22 protein-coding genes and 1 tRNA gene are annotated in these 23,905 nt (G+C 63.0%); 8 read left to right on the forward strand and 15 right to left on the reverse strand.

Annotation, left to right across the window (positions count from 1 at the left end; all coding sequences use genetic code 11):
- Positions 1–137: 137 nt before the first annotated feature.
- Positions 138–2,339: a TonB-dependent receptor plug domain-containing protein gene (locus QMX81_RS00085; RefSeq protein WP_282257173.1), complete on the forward strand. Its 2,202-nt coding sequence runs from the start codon at positions 138–140 to the stop codon at positions 2,337–2,339.
- 33 nt (positions 2,340–2,372) lie between these two features.
- Here the strand turns inward: QMX81_RS00085 and QMX81_RS00090 are convergent, their stop codons facing one another.
- The gene (locus QMX81_RS00090) at positions 2,373–3,422 is read right to left on the reverse strand and encodes a DUF5694 domain-containing protein (protein ID WP_282257175.1); all 1,050 of its coding nucleotides are present in this window, start codon (positions 3,420–3,422) and stop codon (positions 2,373–2,375) included.
- A 193-nt stretch (positions 3,423–3,615) separates the two neighbouring features.
- Between QMX81_RS00090 and QMX81_RS00095 the strand changes: the two genes are divergently transcribed.
- Together QMX81_RS00095 and QMX81_RS00100 are read left to right on the forward strand one after the other, a co-directional pair.
- On the forward strand, positions 3,616–3,738 hold the full coding sequence (locus tag QMX81_RS00095; protein ID WP_259462124.1) for a hypothetical protein: 123 nt from the start codon (positions 3,616–3,618) through the stop codon (positions 3,736–3,738).
- A 68-nt stretch (positions 3,739–3,806) separates the two neighbouring features.
- Positions 3,807–4,370 carry a hypothetical protein gene (locus tag QMX81_RS00100; RefSeq protein ID WP_147433871.1) on the forward strand — a complete coding sequence of 188 codons (564 nt, stop codon included), beginning with the start codon at positions 3,807–3,809 and terminating at the stop codon, positions 4,368–4,370.
- Positions 4,371–4,398: 28 nt separating this feature from the next.
- Here the strand turns inward: QMX81_RS00100 and QMX81_RS00105 are convergent, their stop codons facing one another.
- Positions 4,399–4,749 (reverse strand): outer membrane protein assembly factor BamE, encoded by a 351-nt coding sequence (locus QMX81_RS00105; protein WP_070471870.1) that lies wholly within the window; start codon positions 4,747–4,749, stop codon positions 4,399–4,401.
- An 11-nt stretch (positions 4,750–4,760) separates the two neighbouring features.
- On the reverse strand, positions 4,761–4,943 hold the full coding sequence (locus QMX81_RS00110; protein WP_121040147.1) for a hypothetical protein: 183 nt from the start codon (positions 4,941–4,943) through the stop codon (positions 4,761–4,763).
- 595 nt (positions 4,944–5,538) lie between these two features.
- Between QMX81_RS00110 and QMX81_RS00115 the strand changes: the two genes are divergently transcribed.
- A complete protein-coding gene (locus tag QMX81_RS00115) occupies positions 5,539–5,940 on the forward strand; it encodes a hypothetical protein (protein WP_121040149.1) in 402 nt (133 codons plus the stop codon).
- 63 nt (positions 5,941–6,003) lie between these two features.
- On the opposite strand, the gene QMX81_RS00120 is transcribed toward QMX81_RS00115, so the two are convergent.
- A tRNA-Ile gene (locus tag QMX81_RS00120) sits at positions 6,004–6,086 on the reverse strand.
- 109 nt (positions 6,087–6,195) lie between these two features.
- Between QMX81_RS00120 and QMX81_RS00125 the strand changes: the two genes are divergently transcribed.
- The 3 genes from QMX81_RS00125 to QMX81_RS00135 all read left to right on the forward strand — a co-directional run bounded on the left by QMX81_RS00125 (position 6,196) and on the right by QMX81_RS00135 (position 9,621).
- The gene (locus QMX81_RS00125) at positions 6,196–7,518 is read left to right on the forward strand and encodes a hypothetical protein (protein WP_282257198.1); all 1,323 of its coding nucleotides are present in this window, start codon (positions 6,196–6,198) and stop codon (positions 7,516–7,518) included.
- Between the two features lie 386 nt (positions 7,519–7,904).
- Positions 7,905–8,387: a translesion error-prone DNA polymerase V autoproteolytic subunit gene (gene umuD / locus QMX81_RS00130; RefSeq protein WP_282257200.1), complete on the forward strand. Its 483-nt coding sequence runs from the start codon at positions 7,905–7,907 to the stop codon at positions 8,385–8,387.
- Complete coding sequence (locus QMX81_RS00135) at positions 8,371–9,621, forward strand: Y-family DNA polymerase (protein WP_282257203.1); 1,251 nt, start codon at positions 8,371–8,373, stop codon at positions 9,619–9,621. The genes umuD and QMX81_RS00135 overlap by 17 nt, the downstream gene beginning before the upstream one ends.
- Positions 9,622–9,649: 28 nt before the next feature.
- On the opposite strand, the gene QMX81_RS00140 is transcribed toward QMX81_RS00135, so the two are convergent.
- The 4 genes from QMX81_RS00140 to QMX81_RS00155 all read right to left on the reverse strand — a co-directional run bounded on the left by QMX81_RS00140 (position 9,650) and on the right by QMX81_RS00155 (position 13,832).
- The gene (locus QMX81_RS00140; RefSeq protein WP_282257205.1) at positions 9,650–10,372 is read right to left on the reverse strand and encodes a hypothetical protein; all 723 of its coding nucleotides are present in this window, start codon (positions 10,370–10,372) and stop codon (positions 9,650–9,652) included.
- Between the two features lie 140 nt (positions 10,373–10,512).
- Entirely contained in the window at positions 10,513–11,250 is a 738-nt protein-coding gene (locus QMX81_RS00145) for a hypothetical protein (RefSeq protein ID WP_282257207.1), read from the reverse strand.
- Positions 11,251–11,480: 230 nt separating this feature from the next.
- Positions 11,481–12,413 carry an SOS response-associated peptidase family protein gene (locus tag QMX81_RS00150; RefSeq protein WP_282257209.1) on the reverse strand — a complete coding sequence of 311 codons (933 nt, stop codon included), beginning with the start codon at positions 12,411–12,413 and terminating at the stop codon, positions 11,481–11,483.
- A 531-nt stretch (positions 12,414–12,944) separates the two neighbouring features.
- Positions 12,945–13,832: a hypothetical protein gene (locus QMX81_RS00155; protein ID WP_282257211.1), complete on the reverse strand. Its 888-nt coding sequence runs from the start codon at positions 13,830–13,832 to the stop codon at positions 12,945–12,947.
- A 215-nt stretch (positions 13,833–14,047) separates the two neighbouring features.
- On the opposite strand from QMX81_RS00155, the gene QMX81_RS00160 reads away from it, so the two are divergent.
- Positions 14,048–14,317 (forward strand): hypothetical protein, encoded by a 270-nt coding sequence (locus tag QMX81_RS00160; RefSeq protein WP_282257213.1) that lies wholly within the window; start codon positions 14,048–14,050, stop codon positions 14,315–14,317.
- 18 nt (positions 14,318–14,335) lie between these two features.
- Here QMX81_RS00160 and QMX81_RS00165 read toward each other — a convergent pair whose 3' ends face one another.
- From QMX81_RS00165 to QMX81_RS00195, 7 genes are read right to left on the reverse strand one after another with little or no spacing between them, the layout of a single operon-like run.
- Positions 14,336–14,722 (reverse strand): hypothetical protein, encoded by a 387-nt coding sequence (locus tag QMX81_RS00165; protein ID WP_282257215.1) that lies wholly within the window; start codon positions 14,720–14,722, stop codon positions 14,336–14,338.
- A 5-nt stretch (positions 14,723–14,727) separates the two neighbouring features.
- Positions 14,728–19,761, reverse strand: coding sequence for a host specificity factor TipJ family phage tail protein (locus QMX81_RS00170; RefSeq protein ID WP_282257217.1), 5,034 nt, complete (start codon positions 19,759–19,761; stop codon positions 14,728–14,730).
- Positions 19,749–20,147: a peptidoglycan endopeptidase gene (locus QMX81_RS00175; RefSeq protein ID WP_121040170.1), complete on the reverse strand. Its 399-nt coding sequence runs from the start codon at positions 20,145–20,147 to the stop codon at positions 19,749–19,751. The genes QMX81_RS00170 and QMX81_RS00175 overlap by 13 nt, the downstream gene beginning before the upstream one ends.
- Positions 20,144–20,608, reverse strand: coding sequence for a DUF1833 family protein (locus tag QMX81_RS00180; RefSeq protein ID WP_282257220.1), 465 nt, complete (start codon positions 20,606–20,608; stop codon positions 20,144–20,146). Before QMX81_RS00180 ends, QMX81_RS00175 begins: the two co-directional genes overlap by 4 nt.
- Entirely contained in the window at positions 20,605–20,961 is a 357-nt protein-coding gene (locus QMX81_RS00185; RefSeq protein WP_282257222.1) for a hypothetical protein, read from the reverse strand. The genes QMX81_RS00180 and QMX81_RS00185 overlap by 4 nt, the downstream gene beginning before the upstream one ends.
- A complete protein-coding gene (locus tag QMX81_RS00190) occupies positions 20,961–23,729 on the reverse strand; it encodes a phage tail tape measure protein (protein WP_282257223.1) in 2,769 nt (922 codons plus the stop codon). The genes QMX81_RS00185 and QMX81_RS00190 overlap by 1 nt, the downstream gene beginning before the upstream one ends.
- Complete coding sequence (locus QMX81_RS00195) at positions 23,722–23,883, reverse strand: hypothetical protein (protein ID WP_282257225.1); 162 nt, start codon at positions 23,881–23,883, stop codon at positions 23,722–23,724. Before QMX81_RS00195 ends, QMX81_RS00190 begins: the two co-directional genes overlap by 8 nt.
- Positions 23,884–23,905 lie beyond the last annotated feature (22 nt).

Below are 23,905 nucleotides of genomic sequence, written 5' to 3' on the forward strand. Positions count from 1 at the left end.
AAAAGGCGCAGGTCATCGGGTGTCCCGTTCTGGAGCGGCCGCTCCGGAAATGGAGCAGCGGCACCTGATTGTTACACAATAACATTTGCGATTCCTCCCCATCACCGTGGTGCGCGCCACCACCCCAGAGGCTCCTCGTGAAACACGCTGTACTTGCCGGCGCCGTGCTCGCCGCGCTTCAGTTGCTGCCCAGTGCGCCCGCCCAGGCCCAATCCACCCCGGCCGCCAAGGCCACCGAGCTGGACGGCATCATGGTGACCGGCAGCAAACGCGATACCCCATACCTCAAGAGCGACATGTCAGTCACCGTGCTCAACCGCGAAGCACTCAAAGAAGCGCACGTCACCGAGTTCCGCGACCTGGACAAGCTGGCCCCCAACGTGAAGTTCAACGTGATGGGCCAGCTCAGCGACATGTTCATCTCCATCCGCGGCATCGAGTCCAACCCGTTTCTGGTCAACCGGGCCTCGGTCTATATCGATGGCATTCCGTTCCGCGAGCTGAGCAACGCGGTGTTGAACCATGTGGAGTCGGTGGAGATCCTGCGCGGGCCGCAGGGCACGCTCTACGGCGCCAACAGCGAATCCGGCCTGGTACTGGTGCGCACGCGTGCACCGTCTGCAACCACCGAGGGCGAGGTCAATGTCGGCGTCACCTCGTTCGGCAACGGCCACGGCAGCAGCGTGGATGGTTTCCTCGGCGGCGCGCTGGGCAACAGCGACCGGTTGTTCGGCTCGGTGGCCTTCATGGCCTCGGATGAAGACAGCCACCTCAAGAACCTCACGCCCTTCAACGGCGTCAAAGGCAAGGTCAAGGAAACCTATCTGCAGGGCAAGCTGCGCTGGGAGCCGACCGATACGCTGGCCATCAATGCGATCGCCTATCACCTCGGCACGCGTGCACCCGGGATGTTCGAGTACGAGTACCTGCCGCTGGATGTCGGCCTGTATAACCGTACCTACGGCGATCTCTACAACGGCGGCCGTCGTACCGGTGACTTCACTTACATCAACGATGCGCCCAAGCGCACCACCAAGAATGAAACCGTGGCCGGGACCAGCGCGCAATGGCAATTGTCCGGTGGCACGCTGGACGCGGCACTGTCCTACCGCCAAGAGGAAGACACCTCCGCCGGCTACGATTTCGACATGACTGCGACGCCGGCATTGGCAGGCCGCATCTACGACAAGCAGCACAGCTGGAACGGCGAACTGCGTTTCAGCTCCCCCAGCGATCAAGCGCTGACCTACATCGCCGGCATCTCCACCTACCGGCACCACAAGGACTCCATCCTCGGCACCTTGGTCGGCCCACCGTTACGTGGCCTGGGCAGTTATGACCTCGCCCCGCTGCAGGGCTCGGATGGCCAGGACTACAGCGTGTTCGGCACGGCCAGCTACACCCCGCCCTCACTGCCGAAACTGACCGCCAGTCTGGGGCTGCGCCATGAGCAGGCCAAACGTTCCACCCGCCAGCGCGAAGGCACGCTCGATCTGGGCCCGGGCGGGCTGGTGTTCTATCGCGATGCCGAACTCGCACATACGTTCACCGCCACGCTCCCGCGCGTCTCACTGCGCTACGACGCCAGCGACACGCTCTCGTTCTACGCCGCATCCGCCAAGGGCTACATTCCGGGCGGCTTCAATCTGGCGGCCGCGCAGAGCGATGTGGTCAACGACAAAGTGCTGCGCTACGAATCGGAAATGATGTGGAGCCACGAGCTCGGCTTCAAGATGAACGTGCTCAACGGGCGCGGGCATATCGGTGGCGCGGTGTTCCACATCACCTCGGACAACTGGCAGGAGATCCAGTTGGCGACCGATGCCAACGGCCGGCCGATCTCCTCGGACTATGTCGGCTCGGATGCGTCCATCCGCTCGCGCGGTGTGGAGCTGGAAGGCGCGCTGGAGGTCCTGCCGGGCCTGACGCTGACCGCCAACGCGGGCTACGTGGACGCCGAGTACCGCAAGCTGTTCGTCGGCGCCAATGAAAGCCTGGCCGGCAACGACGTCAAACTCACCCCGCAGTACACGGCCTACCTTGCCGCACGCTACCAGCATCGCTCCGGGCTGTTCGCGCGCGTGGAATCCTCGTTCAATGGCCGCATGGCGCTGGACGAACGCAATCGCGCCTACCAACCGGCGGTGGCCATCCTCGGCGTGCAGCTCGGCTATGAAACCGGGCCGTGGAGCACGCGCGTGTACGTCGACAACCTGACCAACAAGCGGCGCATCAACGGGTTGATCTTCGACAACCTGGCGTTCGGCCGTGACGGCAACTACTACGGTCCCATCGACCGCCCGCGCATCGTCGGTGCGGAAATCGGCTATCGGTTCTGAGGCAGCGTGGAGGGGGCCGCGGGCGGTGTCCTCCTACTCCTTGAGAACGTCCTGTGCATCCACGATATCCACCCCCGAGACCTGCCCCAGCCAACCATCGAACCAAGGCTTGTGCGAAGCGCCGACGATGGAGAGCACGCGGGAGCCCGGGTGGTCGCGCACGACCTCGAGAATGTTGGCGACCATGCGCAGATTGCGGATCTCCCAGCCCTGCACCCAGATCTGAGGGTAGTGCTGCGGTGACACGGCGGCCAGCGTCGGGCGCACGTTGGACTCGGCGAGCACCTGCAGCGCCGCGGGCTCATTGACGCTGCGATACAGCGAGAGCAGATCGTTGGACGCGATGAAGGCCGCTTCGCGTTCCGTCATGGCATCGAACGTGGGGCCATACCCACTCCACGCCTGCTGGAGCGCCGCGCTGAACGCCTTGCGGTCCGCGATCTGATGATTGTCACCGGTATGGTCGTCGACCGCGTACACGCGCTGCAGGCCGAGCCGCGCGGCCAGGACCGCGGCGATCTGGTAGCTCTCGTTCTTGCGCGCTTGAATCTGCTTGAGCAGCTCGACCAGGGTGCCATCCAGGCCATCGCCCGCGCGTCGCTCGGCCACGGGCAGCTGCAGCCACTGCACGTACGCAGACGCCCGTTCGCCAGCGGCAAGGAACAGGGCGGCCAGTTGGCGACGCTGCGCAGGCGTGGGCGACGCCGGCCAGGTTGCGAACGTCTTGTTGACCTGCACGATCGCGGCAGGCACATCCAGCCCCGTAGCGGTCTTCGCGGTCTCCGTGCTGGCGCAGTAGTCATCGCCGTAGACCGCCGCATGGCGCTTGGCCAGGTCACACTGCTCGCCGCTGATGGCTTCGATGGTGATGTAGCCGGGCTTGAAGGCTGCGAGCCTGTCCAGCAGCGGATACAGTGCTTTGGGATCGAAGGCCTCGTGCTCGCTGAGGTGGACGCTGCCCAGCACGAGGACGTCGGTGCGTGGGCCGACCATGTCCTTGTCCAGGTTCGCCAGGTCGATCTGCGCCTGGGCGCAGAACGGGGTCAGGGCCATCACGCAGGCCGACAACACGCGTTGCTTCATGCATCACCCCCGGGGAAGTCCGTGACAGCCTTTCTAGCAGGCAGATGCGGCGCCGGCCACGTGCCGGATGGCATAGGGGTCCAAAGGCGCTGTGCGAGCGTTCTTTCCGGCTTATGGGCTCCAGCACCCAGTTCCCGATGCCGCCTACGGACAAAAATAGTAGGATTGAAGCAACCAACGGAAGGTCTTACGCATGGGCAGTTTCAGTATCTACCACTGGATCATCATCGGCGGCTTGATGCTCATCCCGGTCGCCATCGCAGCGGTGATCGCCATCGTCGTCCTCAGCCTGCGAAAGAAGTCACCCAACCGCTGACGAGCGCCCCCTGCCGGGTCAGAATGGCCGGCTCCCCGGGTATTGCGGGGTGACTCAAGGGATCCGGCATGGCGACAAGAAACAACACGGTCGAGTGGATCACGGGGGTATTGCTGCTCATCTTCTTTGCCATGCTGTTCGGTATCCCCAACAGCTCACCGTGGTTCGGGCTGGTGTTCGTGTACCTGATGGCCGCCGCGCTGTTCATCGTAGGCAGCATGCTGTGGAGTGCGTTGCGCAGCCGCCGCGCAGCACTGGCATTAGGTCGCATGCCACCCACGCGCGCACTGCACACCCGCGAGGCGAAAGCGCTGGAGTGGTTCGGCCAACCCGAGCGCATCGTTTGGCGCATGCCGCGCGGGAACGTGATCGATCTGATCAAGGCGACACGGGCCGCAGGCAGCCGGCCGGTAGTGCGCACACTTCGCGGGCCGTATCGCGTGATGGTGCGCGCCCGGCATCACGAGCGGCATGACTTCATCGGCGATGTGGAGGTACTCATGCTGCCGGGGGCGGATCGCTACCTGCGCGAGAACAACGAGGCCGACGTGTTGCTGTGCGGAAGGTTCGCGGTGGTGCTCGCGTTGAATGGCGCGTGGCGGATCGACCAGGCGCCATCGCTGTTGCGATGACGCGCGTGCGCATCGCGTTGTCGTTCAATCAGTAGCGCGGCTTGATTGGCTCACTGGAATCCAGGTACCCCGCGGCGAGAGCCTTCTCGCAGGCGATATAGCCTGCGTTGACGACGCGCCCCTGCGCGTTGAAGACCACATAGTAGGGCGAGGTGTTGCCGCGGTTGCGCAGGAGATAGTTGTAGCAGACGCCGTTGATGCCGGGCACCACCATTGCATCCAGCGGCCGTCCCGCGGCGCTCAGGACTGACTCGCGGGTCGCCCCCTGCTGCAGCGAACTGATCACGACCGGATTGCCGCGGTCATATTGAAGAACGCTGGGCATGCATGCGGACAGACCCGCGCAGACACCACACGCCAGCAGGATCGCCTTGGTCATGGGGGCGGCGCTCACTGCCGGCGCGCACGCGCTGCCGCCGCGTTGGCGTCGCGGATGCGCTGGTTGCGCGCCTGCTTGTCATAGTCATCCTTTGCCTGCATCACGCCACCGGCCGCCTGGATCCAGCTGCTGGTTGTGCATCCGGACACAAGTAATGTCGCGGCAAGGGCTGCCGGGATAATGAGAAACTTCATGAATCAACCTCTCTGAAAGCCATCGACACGTGGCCGATGGAAAGCTGCGCCGCACGACCGGCAAGCGCACATGAAGCGATGCGAAAAACTAAATCGCGAAATCGGTGAAGCCATTACTGGCGCCGCAAACCGGGGCGGAACGATAGTTGACACACACTTAACAAAAACGAAATGTGCCGTGCTTCTATTTTTGTATATTCCTATTCCATGCGATTTCATGCCCAGTGCAGGACGTCGCGACAGAAGTTTCCGGTGAAACCTTCAATGACGCACTGCCCACGGGCTCATGGGTGTTGGCATCTGATCCTGGCCGCAGCATGCTGAGAGCAGCAGATGCCTTATAAATCTAAGCTCAGCCGACGCTGGGTTTTCAGGGGACCGGATACACGATGAAACGCAAGGTAGTTGTAGTGGCGTCTGTCATGATTGTCGCGTTGTCAGGAACGATGCCAGTGCCACGACGACATACGAACTGGTTGAAACAAATCTGCGTTGTCAGATTGATCGCGAGGCCTCCGCCACCACGGGTCACGTCAGGAGTACGACCGACGAGCTCTGCAAGGATCTTTGGCTTGAGCCGCTGAGTCGTGAAGAGGTGTTCACCGCGATCACCCATGCCGCCGAGCATGGAAACATCCGCGCCCAGCTCGATTACGCGCTATACGCTTCGAGGATTTTTGAAGACGAACATAACTCGCTGGATCCGGATCTGATCCGTGACTACAAGCAGAACACCGTTAGATTCCTCGAGTCCGCGGGAGCGGCCGGCGAATCGAACGCATATGTGCGTTTGAGCGACATCTACAAGAACGGCACATTGGCCTCGAAAGACCCGGTCATGGCCTATGCATACGCGGAAGCATACTTCCGCACAGGTTCAAGTCGCTATGGCGCCTCGTTCTTGAACAATGCCGCAGCTGGTCTGGACGGCGCCCAATTGCGCCGCGGCAAGGAACTCGCAAATCACCTTCTCAACAAAAGAAGTGCGTCGCCGTGACTATGGAAGAAGCTGTCGCACCTGCGAATCGGCAGTGCGGTTGATGCCAAGTGCCTGATTCGATGGTGGGCCCACCAGGATTCGAACCTGGAACCAAAGGATTATGAGGCCTCTATAGGGCTTCCATGACCTTCCATGAGCGGCCCCGTTTTAAGCTAAGTGGTTGATTTTCTCAGGCTATGCGACCACCTGCGCCCATCATCGTCCACCTCTTTCCACGGACAAACGGTCACCGAGCGGTCACCAATGGGCGCAATGAAGGGAATGCTTACAGCGAAGGGGCTCGCCGCTCTGCCGGCGGGCGAATGGGCCTCCGATCCGGCCCCGCGCGGAGCGGGCTGCCTGGACGTTCGCAAGCTTGCAGGTGGGCAGCTGCGGTTCTACTACCGATACACCAAGGCCAACGGCCAGCGGGACCGCCTGCTGATCGGCACCGGCCTGGCACTGACCGCGGCACGCGAGTCAGCAGCGGCGTTGTCCCGCCGATATCAAGCCGGCGAACGGGACCTGCGCGACGCGATCGCGGCCGAGGCAGCTGCAGCGGAACGCGCGAAGGCCGACGCCATGGCCGAATCGACGCGCCGCTCCGGAGCAACCCTGGGCGCGCTGATGATGGCCTACGCCCAGAGCTTGGAGGATGCCGGCAAGGTCTCCGCTGCAGCTACCCGCGCTGCGATCAGGCGCCACATCGAAGAACCGTGGCCGGCCCTGTGGGCGCGTCCCGCTTCTGAGCTCGAGTTGGATGATCTGCTCCCTATCCTGTCGCGCATGGTCCGCGGCAAGAAGCTGCGCGAGGGCGGCAAGATCCGTTCGTACCTGCGGGCGGCCTATGCGGCGGCGATCGCGGCCAAGCAGGATGCGGCTGCCCCTGACGCACTGCGCGCGCTCAACGTATCCAGGAACCCAGCGCGCGACCTTGCGACCCTCGACAGCGGGCAGCCGCGCGACCGGGTGCTTTCGGTGGCCGAGCTTCGCGCGTACTGGCGAAGGATCGAGGCCATACCCGGACGGCAGGGCGCGCTCCTGCGCTTCCACCTACTGACCGGCGGCCAGCGCATCGCACAGCTGATCCGGTTGCAATGGTCAGATCACGCTCACGACGCAGACACTGGTACCGGGTCCGTGCGCCTGCTCGACATCAAGGGCCGGCGCCGGCTCCCTCGAGTACATCTGGTGCCCTTGCTCCCACGGATGGCCATGGATCTCGCCACCCTGCGAGGAGATGGTGACGGGCCACACCTGTTCTCGCTCACCGCCGGGAAGACGCCCGCCACCTATGACGAGTTGCGAGGAATCATGGACCCGGTCGTGGCAAACATGGTGACCGCCGGTGAGCTGGCATCGCCGTGCACGCCGGGTGACCTGCGCCGCACGGTGGAGACGCGGCTCGCCGCGCTGGGGATGTCCGAAGAGGTCCGTGGCCACCTCCAATCCCACGGCCTGAGCGGCGTCCAGAAGCGGCACTACAACTTCTTCGAGTACGACGCAGAGAAGCGCGCTGCTGTAGAGGCGCTGTTCGAACTGCTCACCGGTGCAGGTGCAACGGTGGTGCCGATGCTAAACGGACTGGGCCGTTAGAACGGCAGGTCATCTGGCAGATCCAAACCCGCCAACCGGTGGGCAGCACGTTGATGCCCGCTGGCCGTCGCCCGAAGTCGCTGCGCGCTCTGCCGGCGGCGGGCACGGGCACGCCAACTGCCTGTCACGTCTCGTTCGAGATCTGTCGCCTGCTGCAGCTGAGCCGCAGCCTTAGCCTCCAGTGAGGCGCGATCCTTCCGCCAATTCGCCATGGCTACAGGATGCAGAACCGCCGTCGCGCAATCCGCGACTGGCCTCGCGCGGGCGGCCCGACAGCGATATGCGTTCAGGAACAGGGACACTACGATTCACGATCAACAGTTAGTAATTGTACTAACATGCGGGCCGTCTCGAATTGTGAGACATGCCGCTCGCAGAGTACGCCCATGCACTCCCTCCCCTACCCCCATACCCTGGCCGTGCCCGTCGGCCCAGCCCTGATAGACGGCCCGGCCCAGTTCGTGCCCCTGGCAGCAGCGCGCGCCCGACTGGGCTTCCCGTCGCCGGCCGACGACTTCATGGACGAGGCCATCGACCTGCACCGCCTGCTGGTGCGCAACCCGGCCGCGACCTTTCTCTACCGCGCCGATGGCTGGTCCATGAGTGGCGCCGGCGTGAGCGACGGGGACATCTTGGTGGTGGACCGGTCGGTTACTCCGCAGGCCGGTGATCTGGTCATTGCGATCTGGGACGGAAACCAGCCCAGCTGCAAGGTGCTGCAGCTGTTCGAGAGCCACATGGAGCTGCACTCGGCCAACCCCGACTTCTCGCCCATCGTGCTCGAGCAACCCACCGAGGTTGAGGTGTTCGCCGTCGTGGGGGTCGTCCGCCAGATCAAGCGCCGGAGCGGCCATGTTCGGACTCGTTGACGGCAACAACTTCTACGCCAGCTGCGAGCGCGTGTTCCAGCCGGCGCTGCGCGGCGTGCCGCTGGTGGTACTGAGCAACAACGACGGCTGCGCGATCGCGCGCTCGGCCGAGGCCAAAGCCTTGGGCATCAAGATGGGGCAGCCGGCCCACGAGATGAAGCATCTGGTCCGGCGGCACGGCCTGCAGATGCGATCGGCGAACTTCGGCCTCTACGGCGACATGAGCGCTCGGGTAGTTTCCATCCTGCGGGAGGCAGCGCCGCGCGTGGAGGTGTACAGCATCGATGAGAGCTTCATCGACCTGACAGGCGTGCCCCGCCGGGAGGCCTTCGCGCAGGAGCTGCGCACCCGGGTGCACAGCTGGACGGGCATACCGAACTGCATCGGCATCGGCCCGACAAAGACGCTGGCCAAGCTCGCCAACAAGGCGGCGAAGACCGGCACGGGCGTAGTGGATCTCGGCGATCGGGCAGCCCGTGATGCGCTGCTGCCCAAGTTCCCAGTGGAAGACCTGTGGGGTGTCGGCCGGCGCTTGGCACCGAAGCTGGTGGCAATGGGCGTCCGGACCGCCGCTGACCTTCGGGATGCTCCAGCGGACGACATCCTCGCGAAGTTCGGTGTAACCCTGGCGCGCACCCAGCGCGAGCTCCAAGGCCATCCGTGCATGTCCCTGGAGGAAGTAGAGCCGGATCGGCAGCAGATTATGGTGAGCCGTTCGTTCGCTGACCGGGTGCACGACCACGAAGCAGTTGCCCAAGCACTGGCAACCTTCGCCGTGCGCGCCTGCGAAAAACTGCGCGCTCGCGGCCTGGTCGCTTCCGGCCTGTGGATCTTCGCTCACTCGGACAGCTTCCGCCCGGAGCTCCCACAGCACGCCGCCAACCGGACGATGGCTCTGCCGGCGGCGACCAGCGACACCATGCTGGTGCTGGGCATGGTTCGTCGCCTCCTGTGCGGGCTGCTGCAGGAGGGCATCGGTTACAAGAAGGCGGGCGTGGCCCTGCTTGATCTAGTGCGGCCGGAGGATGTCCAGCAGGATCTGTTCGCACCAGCCGTCGCCGGCGACCGCAAGCTCATGGAAACCCTCGACCAGATCAACCGCAAGTTCGGTCGCGGCGTCGCCGGGATGGGCGCTTCGGGCTGGAAGGACAAGCCCGCCTGGGGCATGCGCCAGCACATGTTGTCCCCCAACTACACTACTTCGGTCCTAGAACTGCCGCGCGCGCACTGCTGAGACGACCGCGCGGAAGTTCATTGCAGTATCACGCTGCTTGAAGAACGCGCTCCGCGCCTTCTTGGGCAGAGGTAACCGGATAGAAACGGAGACTGGCCGCGTCAGCCTCGGCCTCAATTTCCTGCCTCGCCACATCTACCGCCTGACGCTGCCGTCTATCAAGCGTCGCATCATCGTTGCGGCTCACTGCACCGATGAGGGCAGCATTTGCAATTCCGGTGAGCTCGCGCGCACGCTGTAGTTCGAACAAGCGGGCTCGTGCGTCTCGAATGCTCGCGCTGACACGGGCAGGATGCAAGACGCTGAAGTGCATGACGGCACCGGGCGAGCAGAACCCGAAGCGCACACGCTGACCGCCCTGAACCAGCTGCGCGGTACGGCCGAAATAGTCTGCAAATTCCGGCCGCAGCCCGATTACGATGTCGCGCACCTCAGTGCTGAATCGCCTGTTTATCTCTTCCGGAAGAGGCGTATCGGACTGGTCGAGTTCCTCAAGCTTAGCCAGATTAGCCATGCTGGAATACAGCAATGCCGCCGTCCTGAGCAACGCTGGTACGGTTGCGGCACTGGTCAGACGAACACCACCCGGGAAGAGGCCCATGAATGGACGATCCAAGTGGCCAAGGCCATCTTCACGTTGATTCGCCATTGCCAAGAATGACTTTAGGGAGTGCTCAATCAGTTTCCGAGCTCCGCCTGCTTGCTTACCAAACATTCCGTCCAGCACCTCGTCACGGATCAGACGCGACACTCCGTGGGCACCGTCGAAGGAATATATGATCCCGGCGAGGATTCGCTCCCCAGTTCCAGACACTGGCTCCCAGAACAGGGGGCGCCAGGCGTGCATTGCCCTGCTGTCTGCGGCGCTGCCTGTTTCGGTCAAGATTGTATTCATGGAGTTTGGCCTAAGAGATCGTGTGGCTGCGGAAATCGCGCCAGAATCCGCATGCCGAGGGTATCAAGGCGCCGTAGAACCAAATCTTGCCAGGTAGTGCAATCGTGCAATGCGCCGATCTCACCAGCTGCGTCGGCAACGGCGTCCCGGTCCAAAGAGGCCCATCTTGCTATGGCCGCCTGGCTGCTCTGATCGGCGAGCCCATTGAAGGCTGCGATCTCGCACAGAATGTTCCGATCTTGCATTGCAACGCCGTTGCCAAGCGCAAACGCATGGTCAATCCACGCTTCTTCTGAACCGTCCCAAAGAATGTTCCCCAAATTGCGATCTCTGTTATCTATCGCCTCATCGAGGGCTATCGCCAGCGAAGTGGTGGGGAACGACATCACGACATCGAAAGCCAATCGCGTCAACTCGTCAGCCTCCTTCGCAGAGAGATTCTGGCTGTCGAGACCCAGTGCCTTCTTGAGGTTTGGATACCCTACGTCGGCACTCGCAAAAGAAATCCGATCCGGTTCATTGACAAGGTACGGCGCGGGGACCTTCAGCCCCCATTTCGTGAGCAACATGCCGCAGAGTGCCTCAGCGAACACTAAGTCGGGCGTGTCCCTTTTCAGGACCGCCGCGACTTGTTCTCCATCCTCAATTTCTATGACACAGCGTAAAGCGCCGGTGATTCCGTCGCCTGCAGGGGTTTCCGTCCCTTCAACCAGTGTTGCCCAAGCCAGCGTCATCCTTTCCCCCTGCCCAAGACCAAATCGTCGGTGAACATCGAGCCACCGTTCGACAGATGATCAACTGATCCCTTCCGCCAGTCCAGTTTTCGGGCCAGGGGGGCGGCAGAGCCCGAATGGCGCCTCTGCCTGCTGGTCATCACCGGGAGGGAGGAGCAGGCGAACAGGCGAACAGGGCCACGGCACATCGCCCCGGCGGCCTGCGCGCTCACCCGGCTCAAGCTCCCCCCTTACGCAGCCAAACGGTGTTCATAGAACGGATGCCGCTTGTCGTCGAAGATCGCGTAGAGCGCGCTCAGGTCGGCTGGATTGGGGTTGAGCCAGGCATCCACGTGCTCGGGCTTAATGTTGATGATCGTCCGATCGTGGCCGGCCGCAGCGACCTCGGGCTCCGGGTCATCGGTGATCGCCGCGAAGGACAGTAGATCAGGCTCCTTGCCGGCCGGATCGACCCAGTGAGACCACAGGCAGGCCACCAGCATCGGATCGCCCGTGCTGGGTGTGAACTGCACTACCTGGTTCCCGCCGTCCGGCCCCTCCACGTTCTCGTAGAAGGTGTCCACGACCATGAGCGCGTGCGTGTACCCGAAGGCTGGCCGCCAGAAGCCCTCCAGGCTGTCGCGCCTGGCGTTGTAGGTGCCGGGGTAGCGCTGGTCATAGCTGGCCGGCTTCCCGGTGAGCCGGCACTGGTAGCGCATTGGCTTCACCACTCGCTTGCCGCCCTCCGCCACGATCACGGTGCCGTACACGCCCGGGAAGATCCGCGAGTCTCGTGCCATGTGGTCGGTTCGCCGAAGGTCCGCCAACTTGCCCTGGGCCCGGGCGATCTTGTTGGTGGCCACCCGCACATCGTTCTCGGCCTTCTTCGTGACCTTGGTCTGCAGCGCGCGCTCGGCGTTGACCAGTCGGGTCTTCTGGGTGAACAGCTCCTGCTCGAACGCTGTTGCATCCCGGGCATTCCAGTCCTGGATCGCCGCCCAAACCGAGCACTCAGCAGGGGTCTTGCCCGCGGCGAACGCATCATCCATGGCTTTAGGCGTCTTCGGCCGCTTTTTGCCGGGATCGTGGGCATACAGCGCCGCGAACTCGTCCATAGACACAACTGCGCCGAACTCGCGCACAAGCTTGTGGTAATCGGCCTTGATTTGAGCGGAATAGCACATGGCCGGATTACACCACGGCCCGTTCAAGGATCCGTGAGCGACGAAATCTGCCGAACCTTAACAAGCGGACGGCTATGATTCATGTTCGAGGCATCCCGGACCCGTCGCCAACCACAAAGGCCCATGCCCAACACCGGACAGTTCTATCTCGTTGACGTCGCTGGCCAAGCCGATGAGGCTGGGCGGCTGCTTGAATTAACGAGCGTTCAGTGCCGATGCCTGCCGTGCGGCTGGTCGTTTGATGCCTTGCCTGGCCGGGGCCTGATTGCCATTGCGGGAGGAGGCGTTCTCGCCTGCCCGCATTGTGAGAATCGTCAGGCCGTCAGCCTGGCTAGATTTTCTGAGTTCATTGACCGCGTTGGCAGCGGGTCTCGTCCGGCACCCGCGGATGCCGAGCACCCGAGCCACTAGGGGGCTGAAACGGTGGCAATGCTTCTGGCCAGCGAGCCTCCGGCCAGGATGGCTATCCACCCAACGGGAGCATGGACGGGTCGGCTAAACCCAAGGTTCAGCCGACCGGCCACAATCGAACTATTTAATCTTCTGACGGATACAACGACCGGCGGCGCACGAGATGGCGCTGGTGTAGCCGCCACTTCCTTCATCGATCATCGTTGCGCCGATCGATTCAAAGTAGTTCCCGAGTCGGTCCAGATTGTCCGCCCCACCGTTGGTGGTCCAAGTGCCATTCAACTGCTGGATATTTTCTGGAACAAGCTGACCGGAAGCAGTGCGAGCGGTGTCCTCTTGAGCATCTGCGGTCGTTTTCTGAACAGACAAATGGAAATCGATGTACGTTCCATCCTCCATAATCAGACGGAAGTTAACGTAAGTACCTTCCTTTAGACCGAGGGCGTTCGTGGCCATCTGTGCAAGATCCACAATCGCACTCAGCAAGTCTGGCCCGATGATCGAAGCAACGACATCAGTGTCGCCAAGCTTCGACTCAAGCTGGGCTTTCAGATTCGCATCTGACAACACATCAGTCACCGATCTAGCCGCAGCCGCAGGAACTTTTAGCATTTCAACCGGCACGTTATAGAGAGGCCGGAGACTGTTAGCCCCCTTGATATACACGGACCGCCCCTTCTGGACCTCAGCCTGCACATGAGCCTCTACGGGCTGCTGCTGGCCTCGTGGCGTTGCGGCAGCTGCCGCGCTATTCCGAACAGATCGTGGAGTACCGCCGCCTCCGCCGCCGCCATTGGAGCGCGGGATGTACCACTTTTGGACCGTGCCCGCGGGTAGGTTATAGACCCAGAATGTACCGCCAGCATTGGTTACAGCTTCTTCCAGCACTGCGCGCTGCCGGAAGTCTGAATCGGTCACGCAAGTGGGACAGTGCACCGGCTGAGCCGAAAAAGCAGGAGTTGCAACGGCCGCAGCCGCTAACGCTAGCATCGCACCAAACAGCTTCACAATAGATCCTTTATTGGGAAAATCGCCGAGTTGCTCGACGATTTCATCCTAGCACGTGAAACAAATGGCTGATTTGCTGAATCTGCCGTGACCTCCCGAATGTGACCGTGTGCGCAGTTAGGTTGTCATGACCTTGCAAGCGGCGCGAGACGTTCGTGAGTTGCTTAGTGAATAGGCCCTTACGCGCCATCCTCCTGATCTGTGACTGCGGTGACTTGCAGTTCAGCCCGCGGCTGCCCGTCGGTACCCCGGGCAGCTTCACCTTCGTCTTCATCGCAACGGGGACAGCATACGGGCTGATATCCAACCTTATGCCGGTGTGGCTGACGGCCGGCCGAGCCGATGACTGGCTGGCGGCCGAGCCCGATGATGCGATGGCGATGCTGCTGGCCAGCGAGCCGCCGGCGATGGAGGCCTATCGGGTCAGCCGGGCCGTAAATACCCCGCGAAGCAATACCGAACAGCCGCTGGAGCCCGTGAGCTAGCCCGACCGGCCGATGCGGCTATCGCCCCTCTGCCCGCTCCAACACGACGGCGAGGGACTCGCCCTCACCGCCGGTCTGCTCGTCAACAGGCGCCGTCTCCGCATCCCACACTCGCCCGGTCGCCGCCTTGATCATCGCCATCAGCTTCCAGCCGGGCTCCACCAGCTCTTCGCCGGTGAATGGGTTGGTGATGGTGTATTCGCCACCGATCAGGCCCGCTATGTCGTGCCGGATCGTCCGCTCATACCCGCGCGTGTTGACCATTCCGGTCTCCCGATCCCAGTCCACTCGCTCGAAGTGGAAAAGCACCGGGCCGGTGTTGGTGCGGAAGTCCCACTGCACATCGATGCGGGTGGCGAACATCTCCACCGCGTTGTTGCCGCTTTCCGATTGGATCAGAGACACGTTGGTTACTCCATGGATTCGATGGACTGATACTGAGATTGGAGAGCCAGCGGCGTTTGACCGGGATTGCTGACACTGTGTGCACGTCGGTCGTAGCTCAGCACACGCGTCCGGAAGCTTGTCTGGCGGGCGCTCGCCACGTCGGTGGCGAAGATCTGTCCGCTGATCGTCTGAGTGATGAATGACGCTGCCCCCTGCTCGTTGAACACGTCATCGCTCCCGCCCAACGTCAACCGCGACAGCTCGGTCCAAGTGGGGTCGCCAGCAAAGTTGCGCTCCAGCACCACCACCGCCGAGGTGCTGCCAGGCCCCAAGGTGATCACCGACGACGCGCCGTTGTACTGCTGCTGGTACTGGTACTGGAAGCGGCCACCCACCTGCACCTCCCGGCCCAACCGGCCGAGGTAGCCAGTTTCCACCGCTACACCCTGCGCCACAGTGGTGCTGCTCTTGAAGCCGCGCGAGATGCCTCCGGTGTAGAGCGCGCCGGCGATGAAGACGTTGCCCTCCGTATCCAGCGCGAACTTGGCGTTCGCCTTGACCACCGTGGCCGGGTCGCTGCCCTGCCCGTAGTACATGACCAAGTCGCCCAGGTTTCCGAAGGGCTTGCCTTGGGCCAGGATATAGCCGCTGTTGGCCCAGCGCTGGACGGTGCGGCCGCCCTCCCAGGTCATGCTGCCGGTGCCGTTCGGATCGGTGATGTTGAAGATGTCTGCAACGAAGTCGATCTTGCCGATCAGACCGTTGTTGACCGAGGTCATACCGATGACCCGGTTGTTGACGTCCAGCGCCCAGGTGTACTTGGCGTACAGCACCGACTGGCCGTTCTCCAGCTGCGTTGCGCGCGTTTCGAGGATCTGCGTCGCGGTCGCGGCCAGCTGAACCGACGTGTCGTCGGTCCAGAGCGTTGGGGTCAGTCCAAGCTCCAGCTTCATGCGCCGGATCGAGTTGTTGGCGTTGGTGTTCTCCCAGATGGGGCGGCAAACCAAGTACGTCGTCCCCGCAGGCGCGGCGATGGCGATGTATACCTGTTGCCACTGTCCGACGATCGATGGATCGCTGAGAGCCGAAACCGCTCCGATGTAGCCATTCGCGCTGTACGCCGCGACTTCGAGCCGAACCGTGCCGGCATTACTGTTGCGGTACACCTCGCCGCTGAACACGTAGACGCCCTGGCCCGTCTGCACCGTCTGCGGGCTGGCCGTACCGCCCGAGATCGGGGGAGCGTACATGTAGTTGCCGTAGCGCGGCTCATTGACGATGCCGAGCCCACCCGGCTGTGCCCAATAAGTGAATCCGCGCGCAAAGGATGAGTCCTTCAGCATGTTCGGCGTGCCACCCAGCTTGGCCGTCACTTGGGTGATTGCACTGCCCTGCGCATCCACCCGGCCGTCAAGCTGCTCGACCTTCGACTGGATGATCGCCACGGTCCCGGCCTCAGCCTTGCCGCCCAGCACAGCGTTGGTCTGGTCGATCCGCCGGCCCAGAGCCATGGCCACGTTCGTCTGTGCCTCGTCCAGCTGCCGCACGTAGGCATTGGTTGCCAAGCCAGGCAGTGCCGCCTCCAGCATGTTGGTTCGCTGCGCAATGGCCTCCACCCGGTTGGCGACCACATTGATCTGCTCAGTTACGCTCGCCGCCGTCGCCAAGGTGCCGTTCCCGGCCGGCATGCGGACCAACAGTCCATCCAGGCGCGCGGCCTCGGCCTGCAGGTCTGTAGCGTTCTGGCTGGACATGCTGATGGCGGCGGCCAGCGCATCGCCTACCGAGGTGTACTCGCCGATCTCCTGCCACACCGCTGGATCGCTGGCGGGCTCCACACCAGTGTTCTCAACCAACGCCCGGTACAGCACGCCAGCTCGGCGCACGAAATCACCGACGGGGTATTCGGCGTCGGTAGTCCATTCGTCCGCACCGACGATGTCTTCCAGAATCCCGTTGAGCGCGGCCACCTGGGCGTCGGTGTAGGCGCGCGCCGCGGCCACCGCTTCGTTGGCAACGCGCAGATCCTCGGCGATGCGCTTGAGGATTTCCTCGGTGATCCTGTTGTTTGCCGCCAGCGCTTGCTGGTAGGTCTCATCAATGCGGCCGTCCAACCCGTCGATGACCTCGCCGAGGTTGGCGCGCAGTGTCTTCTGGACGACACGGCTCGCCTCGGAGAGCGCGCCGGAGGTATTCCGCGACCGGCATGCAAAGGTCCATTCGCCCGCCGGCGGCAGGACCGCCTCGAAGGCTGCGACGTGGTAGCCGTCGTCACCCAGCGGGGTCATCTGATCCCAAGCTGGGGCGGCCACCTGTCCGGCGCTGTAGCGGATCTCGACGCCAGCGAAGTCCGCAGACTGCACGGTGTCGTTCAGAAATCCCCAGGTGTACCGCCGAACGCCGCCGCTGATCTCGGCAACGTCGAAGATGTCAACGAGCACCGGCGGCACATCTGCACCGCGCGTTGCGTACATCGCGGTAACCGCGACACCAGCATTGCCTTCGGGGCTGTACGGTCGAACGGTGATTGGGTAGACACCTGCCTGAGGGATACGCCAGGTCGCGGTGCGCGTGCGGGTGGTGGCCACCTGCTCAAGCTCGCTGTTCCGATTCAAATCGGACAGCACGATAGTCTCGCCCACCGGGCCGGATACATCGAAGCTCGCGGAGAGCTCAGTGAAGACGGTGTCGCCCTGCACAACCTGCTGTTCGGTGATGCGCAGATTGCTGGCCACCGGCCGGGTCTGCAGCAGAGAGCCATTGGGCGCCGGGATGTACTGGCCAGACTCGACGTAGCGCCAGAATTCCGGGCCCTCCGGCACAACCGAAACCGAGGCGCCCTTGAGGTCGGACTCTGGCTCGATGCCCACCACGCGCACGCGGTAGCCCGGTGTCTGCTTGAAATCGAAGATCCAGATGGTGTCGTGAGCCGGGTTTTCGTCGGCGTTACCCGGCAGCGGGGCGTCCGCCGGCCAGGGATCAGCCAGCCGAATCTGGTCCGTCTCGCCGGCGAAGGTGGCCACCCTGAAAACGCGATATACCAGCTCGCCAGGAATGCGCAGCCCGATGAAGCTGTTGCCCGTGGCTGGCGCGCGCACCTGATCGTCCAGCGTCAACACCACGGTAGATCCATCCAGGGTGGCGGACACCAGCCTGCCGCCGAAGCCCCACTGCGTCAGGTCGTGCTGCAGCGCCAGCACCGACATGCGCCGGTAACTCAGGTGCTCGATATCGGTGCTGAAGGAGATGTCCTTGTACTGGTACAGGGACTGCGCCAAGTGATACCGCGCCATCTTGGCCGCGTGTTCCTCGGTGGTGATGCCCTCGCCCGATACCTGGGCCGGGTTCAGCATGGTCTGGACGCCTGGCGCAGTCACCCTGAGCGTCTTGCTCGACCAGTCCGAGCGATCCACGTAGGTGAACTCGATGCCATCGGCCGCATTGGCCAGCGTGTAATCGATCTGGAACTGCCCCTTTTTGATCGTGGCCATATTGACCACGCCCGACAGCGGCTGCTCATCCGCCGCCCATACGACCGACAGTCGACCGGCCGCCCAGGTCACGTTGCCGAAGCCTGCGAGCGCGATCGCCTGCACCACGTCGTCGTGGCTACGCGTGTCACGAATCACATTGTCGTAGGTGTATTTGGACGCTGCGCAGTGCAGCATGAACGCCTGCAGAGCCGCGATGTCGATTTGGGCGTCCAGCAAGCCCAACCCCGCGATCAGGTTCCCGGCTGGATCGCGAATGCCGCGCGCGTACGCAAGGATCTGGGCGCCAGGGTTGCTCGATTCTTCGGTGAGCCACTGGTTGCCCTTCCACACTGGGATCGGCGCGGCATAGGCAACACAGCGGAGTTCATCAGGAGCCCCGTTTAGCTGGCCAGTGGCCTTGATGCGGATGCCGATGCGGGGAATACCCGCGTAGCTCGCAGTGTCGGTCTGGATGCTCTTCAGGGTCGACCACGTGAAGTCGCTGGTGGCCCCCGAGCCGTCCGTGTTACGACCCGCAATGCGTGCGCGCACCTCGTACTGCCCAGCCTCAACGTCCAGGGCGTAAGTGCGCCGCTGCTGCTTCTGGCTCTGGCTGATCAGCGCGAAGTTGCCGAACACGCGCCAGTCGCTCGCCCCAACTGCTCGATACTGGACTTGGATCGTCTCCTGGTTGTCCTTCGGCTTGCCCTTGCTGGTGGTGTCAAACAGCATGTAGTCGAAGTCGAGCTGCAACCGGATGGTGCTGGCCGAGCTGGTGCGCTGAACCCATGCGCTGGGCTTACCTTTCTCCGCATCGAGCGCTCCGCCGGGGAGCGTGTCGACGTTGCTGTAAAGCGGGATCTTCTCTTCCGGCATGCCGGGAAAGCCGCTGTGCCAGACCTGTACACCTTCAAAGGTCGAAAGCAGAGCCTCGCCATTGAACATCGCATCCACGCGCGCCACGTTGATGCCCGGCGTCAGCACCATCGCCATGAACTGGTCGTTGGCCTCGTAGAATGAGTACGGCTGGCTGGCGATGTCCGGCGCAATACGGATGCTTCCCAGCACTAGCGGAAGCGGTTCATACGGCCGCGCTTGGTTGCGTGCCGTGCCAATCGTGTAAACGGTAGCCGCATCGCTTTCGTACTGCTTGGGCTTCTTCGGTCCCAAGACCTTGTTGATCAGCAGCGACCCGACCGCATAGATCGCGGCTTGCGCCATCCCGGCCGCCATAGCGCTGTAGCCGGCGGCCACCATGGCCGTGCCGACACCTGCAGTGAAGATAGTCAGGGCGACCATGGCGACGATCAGCAGCGCCGTACGCCCAACGGTTCCACGAACCTCGATGACTGTGCCGCCCTTAGGCCTCACCTTGTCGATGATCTGGTGGGGCACGCGGACGCCGTTGATCCGCACCTCCCACGCGTCGCTCCCGTAATCCGGCACCGTCCTGACCAGGAAGTGCCCCAGCGTTTCTCGCGGCAGCAGCTCAGCGGCGATCCGCTGCTGGCCCTCCAAGGTCACCGGGTGGGGGGTGACGACCAGAGACGGCGGGCACGCAGCGAGCGCGTTCAATTCAGCCATTCGTAAAACCCCTCGATTCTCAGCCCGAAGTCGGGCAGATCACGGACGCGGTGCAGGACCGCGCAGCCGTTCTTCTCATTGGCGTGAAGCACCCACGCCTCATGGGCAAGGAAAAAGAAAACCCCGGCATGGCCGGGGCGTTTCTGGAGTACTTCGATCATCAGCACCAGGTCGCCGTCCCTCGGCGGCCCCTCTCTGGGCTTGGCGAACGGCTTGGACAGCTCGCCAAGCTCGGCGGCTCCCTGCGCGCCCCGTGGGCGCCGGCCAGGCACCACCACCTCACGGCCGAAGAGCTCCCGCTGGACGAGCATCACCAAGTCCGCGCAGTCGAAGTCGTCGGCGTTATACGGCAGGCCGACGAAGTGCTCCACCTCGACCAGCTTCACGTGAAGATTCCCGGGAGCGTGAACTGGTTCGCCCTGAGCTTCACCGCCTGCTGGCGCATGATGTAGTCGACACCGCACTGCGCCGATGCCGTCGCTCCGGTGATGGTCACGCTGCTCACCGGCAGGAAGTAGTCGCGCTCGATCGTGTTGGGATCTGCCCGATCGGAGACCATCAGCCTTGCCATCAGCACCTCGTTGGGACCGATGGACTCGAGGTCTTCGGAGATGCCGCGGCCGACGTTGTCCACCACCAGCTGCGCGCGAGGGGTCTGGCCCTTGGTGTCGTTCGGTAGCTTGAAGTCGAATGGGGCTCCGAGGTAGACCACACCCTGGCTGGTCCAATCCTGAGTGTCGTTGACAATGCGCAGGGGGTTGGGGAGAGAAGGCGCGGAGATCTCGAGAAACAACAGGATTCCGGCCGTGTCGGTCACACGCTGCCGGCGCTCTGTAAAGGTAGTCATCGCAAGTACTCCACCACCGCGTCCATCCGGTAGTCACCGGGTAGCTTTTCATCAGGCACCAGATCGCCCAGCGCACCGTTCTCGAACCTGGCCGTGATCTGCTTGCCCGTGAACGGGTGGATCATCGTGAACCAGCCAATGCGCTTGATATCAGCCATGTACCAGGTGTCGAAGGCTTCCACATCCTCGACGCTGCTGAAATAGAGCACCATCGCTTGCTTTATCAGCACCTGCGTGTTCAACAGGCGGTGCTTTGGCACGCCGCGCTCCATCTCGGTCCTCAGTACAGACGGGTCGAAGGAGCGCTTTTGCCCGTCGAACATCACACGGGCGACGGCAGGAAGGGAAGCCATCAGACACTGTCCTTCAGGCCGAATCGGCCTTTCATTCCCGAATACGTGGCACCGGATCCACCAGCGATGCGGCCACCAATGAAGCTATCGACCTGGCCCAGCAGAACGTCGATGTCGAAGCCGCCCTGCTCGTTACGGCTGGCTGATGCGGTGGTGCCTTCCGGCGCGTTCAACACACGAACGTTGATGGATCCGCCGGAGAAACCGGCGGGTGCACCTCCGCCGACAGGGCCGCCGTCCGCATAGCCGCGCAGACCCTGCCGCATGGCCTCAACGATGCCAACGCCGCCGGCGCGGGCGACGTCGGCCTGGGACCAGACCACTTCGCCCTTGTGCACGACGCCCGCAGGCTCGTTCACGCCACCATTTCCGGTGTATCCGCCAGAGGAGTACCCGCCACCCAGACGCATCTTCTGGAACAGCTCGTTGTTGATGCTGCTCGTGCCGGAAGTGACGGCCTGATTTCCAGCGGCAGTGACACCACCGCCCCACATGCTGGCGAAGGCATTGGCGATGCCCATGGTGGCTTGCCGGGCGGCAATTCGAGCCAGGTCAGCCAGTACCGATCTGGTGAGGTCGGAGAAACTCAGCTTGCCAGTGGTCGTGAACTTTACCCAGGCGTCTTCGAATCCACCGATGACGCCGCCCACCGCGCTGCCCATCTGCTGGGCGTAGTTGCTCGCCTCCTGCTGATAGTTGGCCCACGCAGCGGCTGCCCCCGACAACCAGTTGCCTTCCGCCTGGCGCAGCTCCTCATAACCGTCCTTGATCAGCTGCAGTCGGTCGAGGGTCTTAGCCGTCAGAGTCGCCCGCTCTTCCTCGAACGTCTCCTGGTCAACCTGCCCAGCGTTAAGCTGAAGCTGGAGTTCACGCAACTTGTCTGCTTGATCTGAATACGCATCGTTGATGCGCTGCTGAATCTCGTACTCTCGATCTCCCATGCCTACTCTTTGGGCTTGGGTAGAGAGCTGGCGCACCAGAGCCTGGTTGCTCGCATCAAGGGCATTTGCATAAGCGGCGATGACGTTAGTTCTAGACCGCATCGCCGCAGCCTCTTCAGTCGAAAGCACCTGCAGCGCCCCTGCGCCATCAGTTCGAACCTTCGTCAGACGCGCTTCCAACTCACCGATCTGGCGATTGACGCCAATGGCTTCCTTTCCGGCCACCACCTGCCTCTGGAGGTATGCGACTTGCTGTTCCAGCGACTTAGCCTGAACGTCTGTGCTCCTCTGCACCAACTCGCGCATGCGGGCGTAGTACTGAGCCGCGGTGATCTCACGCGCGGAGAACTGCGCGCGCAGCAGTTGCGTGCCCGCAGTGATCTGGGCCTGCTCTGCGATCAAGTCGTCCTTGTAACCTTGCAAGCCGGCAGCGCGCGTGGCCGATCCGCTTCCGGCTTTCGGCTTCTCCTTGTACTTCTTCTCGATCGCAACGACGGCTGCCGCTCGGCGTTCCTCGATCGCCTTCACCTGTTCGATCAGTCCAGCGGCTTCAGCTTGGCGCCGAACCTTTTCCGCTTCGCCGTTGATTCGAGCAATTTCGTCTTTTTTCTTCTGTTCTTTGCTGGCCTGCGAATCGATAATCGCGTCGGTGCGTTGCAGATAATCCACGCTCGCATCTTCCGCCGCCTTTACCTCGGCGTCCTTGCGCTCTTTAATGATGTCGGTCGCCAGCGCCTTGATCTTGGCAGACCGCTCCTTCACGTCCTTCTCGAGCGCCGAGATCACCATCGGGTTGCGGGCCATGGGATTCTCAGATGCATCCAGAGCATTCAGCCGGGCAACGTCACGACGATTGTCGGCAAGCATCTTCTGCATTTGGTCGGCCTGCGGACCAAAGCCGGCATTCACCTGCATCGCGTGCCAGGCCTTCGTGGCTTCCGTCCACAGGTCCTTGAAGCCACGGATCACAGGGTTCTGGCTGGCGCGAACCTTTGCCAGTGCCATGACGGTTTCGTCTGCGGCTGCGCGGGTGATAACGGTCACCGCGTCCTGGTTGCGCCCCTGCTCCTGCAGCGCCTTGACCTGTTCATAGAGCGCCACGGTCATGAAGTTGACCTGCTCGTTGAGCTTCTGGGCATTCTTGACCGGGTCTTCAGCCAACTTCGCATACAGCGCGATGGTGTCCTCCAGCGCTTGCCCGCTGATCTCCTTCATGGCCACCGCGGCGTTTGCAACGGCCTGAAGGTTCTGCGCGGCGATCTTCCCGTTCGATCCGACGGCCTGCGCCGCCTCCGCGCCGGCCCCCGCGGACACCTTCAGCGCATCGCTGGTCTTCTGCGCCATGTTCACCAGCGTCAGCGTGGTTGCAGCGGCCTCGTTGCGCGACAGCACCAGCGCTTTGGTGTAAGCCTCAGTCTGCTTCTCTGCGCTGTACCAAGCCACCACCACCAGGCCAACCGCAGCGGCGGCCACGGTATAGGGAGTGACCATCCCCATCAGCGCCGACGACACGCCCTTCAGGGCCGGCCCGACACCGCCGAAGCTGTCCTTGATCTGACCACCCTGCTGCACCAGCACCGTGAAGAACGGCATTCCGCCCTGCAAACTGGTGAAGATGTCGGTGAACTGCGCCGGCAGCTGCCTCATCGCCTGCGCGGTTTGGCCGGCGGAGATGCCCAGGTCGGTGATGTTGTTCTTTGCAGGCAGCGGCCGGGCCGCTTCGGTACGCACCTCGCGCAGCTGCCGGGTAAGCACGCCCAGCCCCTGCCTGATGTCAGCCAGGTCCGCACTGATGCGGACGCGCAGATTCGCTGAAGGGTCAGCCATGAGTGGTGGTTCCTTGTTTCTGCTGCGCCGGGGCCTGGCCGCTCAATGCGGTCAGGTATTTCTGCCAGTCCGCCGGCTCCGCACCCATCGCCATGCGTGTGGCCACGGCGAACTGTGCGACGCGATCGAGGTCATCCTGAGCGGCGGCCTCCATGAAGCCGCGCAGCTGGGCCAGG

Origin of the sequence: Stenotrophomonas sp. PS02301, assembly GCF_029959485.1 — a bacterium.
Classification (GTDB): domain Bacteria; phylum Pseudomonadota; class Gammaproteobacteria; order Xanthomonadales; family Xanthomonadaceae; genus Stenotrophomonas; species Stenotrophomonas maltophilia_Z.

Excerpts from the sequence above, each read along its gene's own strand:
- QMX81_RS00090 (WP_282257175.1), bottom strand. The coding sequence starts at position 3,422 with ATGAAGCAACGCGTGTTGTCGGCCTGCGTGATGGCCCTGACCCCGTTC.
- QMX81_RS00095 (WP_259462124.1), top strand. The coding sequence starts at position 3,616 with ATGGGCAGTTTCAGTATCTACCACTGGATCATCATCGGCGGCTTGATG.
- QMX81_RS00100 (WP_147433871.1), top strand. The coding sequence starts at position 3,807 with ATGGCGACAAGAAACAACACGGTCGAGTGGATCACGGGGGTATTGCTG.
- QMX81_RS00105 (WP_070471870.1), bottom strand. The coding sequence starts at position 4,749 with ATGACCAAGGCGATCCTGCTGGCGTGTGGTGTCTGCGCGGGTCTGTCC.
- QMX81_RS00110 (WP_121040147.1), bottom strand. The coding sequence starts at position 4,943 with ATGAAGTTTCTCATTATCCCGGCAGCCCTTGCCGCGACATTACTTGTG.
- QMX81_RS00125 (WP_282257198.1), top strand. The coding sequence starts at position 6,196 with ATGAAGGGAATGCTTACAGCGAAGGGGCTCGCCGCTCTGCCGGCGGGC.
- umuD (WP_282257200.1), top strand. The coding sequence starts at position 7,905 with ATGCACTCCCTCCCCTACCCCCATACCCTGGCCGTGCCCGTCGGCCCA.
- QMX81_RS00135 (WP_282257203.1), top strand. The coding sequence starts at position 8,371 with ATGTTCGGACTCGTTGACGGCAACAACTTCTACGCCAGCTGCGAGCGC.
- QMX81_RS00145 (WP_282257207.1), bottom strand. The coding sequence starts at position 11,250 with ATGACGCTGGCTTGGGCAACACTGGTTGAAGGGACGGAAACCCCTGCA.
- QMX81_RS00150 (WP_282257209.1), bottom strand. The coding sequence starts at position 12,413 with ATGTGCTATTCCGCTCAAATCAAGGCCGATTACCACAAGCTTGTGCGC.
- QMX81_RS00170 (WP_282257217.1), bottom strand. The coding sequence starts at position 19,761 with ATGGCTGAATTGAACGCGCTCGCTGCGTGCCCGCCGTCTCTGGTCGTC.
- QMX81_RS00180 (WP_282257220.1), bottom strand. The coding sequence starts at position 20,608 with ATGACTACCTTTACAGAGCGCCGGCAGCGTGTGACCGACACGGCCGGA.
- QMX81_RS00185 (WP_282257222.1), bottom strand. The coding sequence starts at position 20,961 with ATGGCTTCCCTTCCTGCCGTCGCCCGTGTGATGTTCGACGGGCAAAAG.
- QMX81_RS00190 (WP_282257223.1), bottom strand. The coding sequence starts at position 23,729 with ATGGCTGACCCTTCAGCGAATCTGCGCGTCCGCATCAGTGCGGACCTG.
- QMX81_RS00195 (WP_282257225.1), bottom strand. The coding sequence starts at position 23,883 with ATGGAGGCCGCCGCTCAGGATGACCTCGATCGCGTCGCACAGTTCGCC.